This window comes from Rubrivirga sp., from assembly GCF_049648075.1.
GTDB lineage: Bacteria > Bacteroidota > Rhodothermia > Rhodothermales > Rubricoccaceae > Rubrivirga.
In genome coordinates this window covers 1-1522 of sequence record NZ_JBARYR010000342.1, presented here as the reverse complement: position 1 = coordinate 1522, position 1522 = coordinate 1, and the positions used below count along the sequence as shown (strand labels likewise).

Genomic DNA, 1522 nt, shown 5'->3' with positions numbered 1-1522 from the left:
AGACGGGGCGGCGCCCCCGTCGAGCGGCCGACGCTCCGTGAGGAGCTCGTAGAACACGACGCCGAGGGCAAACACGTCGGTCGCCGTCGTGGTCTCGGCCTCTCGCCCTGCCTCGGCAGGCAACGCCTGCTCGGGCGCAGCGTAGGCTGGTGTCATCGGCCGGAGCCCGTTCCCGGTCGGCCCCTCCCCGCCCCAGCCCGTCGCGTACGCCCGGTCGGCGAGCGGCCTCGCGACGCCGAAGTCGAGGAGGTGGACCCGGTGCGTCCCGTCGGGGGCCTTCGAAGCGAGGACGTTCGACGGCTTGATGTCGCGGTGGACAACGAGGTGGGCGTGGGCGTGGCGGACGGCGTCGCAAAGCTGGGCGAACAGCTCGACGCGCTCTACGGCGCCGAGCCCGTGAGCCCGAGCGAAGTCGGTGATCGGGCCGCCCCGCACGTACTCCATCGCGAAGCAGGGGCGCCCGTCATCTGTGATTCCGGTGCCCAAGAGTCTCGGGATCGCGGGGTGCTGGAGGTTCGCGAGTTGACGCTGCTCGCGCTCGAACCGCGCCGCCGCGCCGGGGGCCTCTGAGGTCAGCACCTTCACCGCTGCCTGCTGGCCGGTCTGTGGGTCGTCGGCGAGGTACACCTCGCCCATCCCGCCCCGCCCCACCCTCCGGCGGATCATGAACCCCACGGCCCAGGTGCCGACCAGATCTCGCCGAGGTCGCTCTCCCGGGTCGAGCCCTCGGTCGATGTCACCGTCGCCAGGGAATGGATCTGGTAGGTCTAGTGCCCAGGCACTTACTGAAAGTGCCTGGGCACTATCAGGAAACGTCTCGTCTGGTAATGGAGATTTCTCGATAGGCTCCGGCCCGATTGCAGCGAGCAAGTCCTCGACGCCGTCTCGGACGGGGCCGGGCGCCAGACGCTCGGCGGCGCCTCGCCTCTCGGACTCCGGGAGCTCCAGCACCCGGTCAATGGCCCGCTCGACCTCCCGCCAGCTCCCGGTCACCCAGTCGGCAGCGCCGGCCATAGTGGGCGGTGGCCCCAACCCCTCGCGGGGCACGTCTCCCTCTCTCTCCATCTCTTTCATGCGGCGTGGGCTGGGCGTCGGCGGTCTCCGCATCGGAGGGCCGGACACGTACCTCGGGGATTAGTCGAGCGGAGGCTCCGCACGGAGGAGGACACCCAGGAGTCCCCGGGCTTTCGTGAGGTCTCGCTCGACCGTCCGACGCGGGACCTCCATAGTGGCCGACACCTGACCAACCGTGAGGCCCACCTCGAACCGGAGCCGGACGACTTCGCGGAGGCGGGGCGAGACCCGTCCCAGACGGTCGAGCGCGTCCGCGAGGTCGAGCGCTCTGTGGACGCTGGCCTCAGGCTGGGCCTCCGCGCCCCCGGAGAGGCGGTCGTCGTCCAGCGTCACGCGGGCGGCGGAGCCCCACCGCTTCTGGCGGTTCCGGGACCGGGCGCGCGCGATGACCACCTGGTTCATCTCGCGGTGGACCCTCCCCATGTGGGCGTCGGGGTCCTCGCGCACC

General features: G+C 71.3%; 2 protein-coding genes. Both read right to left on the bottom strand.

Annotated features, from left to right (window positions below; genetic code table 11):
• Positions 1-666: serine/threonine-protein kinase (locus tag WBA11_RS10210; protein WP_424520592.1), on the bottom strand; the 666-nt coding region annotated here is incomplete at its 3' end.
• 468 nt (positions 667-1134) lie between these two features.
• On the bottom strand, positions 1135-1522 hold a 388-nt coding region (locus WBA11_RS10205), incomplete at its 5' end, for an ECF-type sigma factor (protein WP_424520591.1).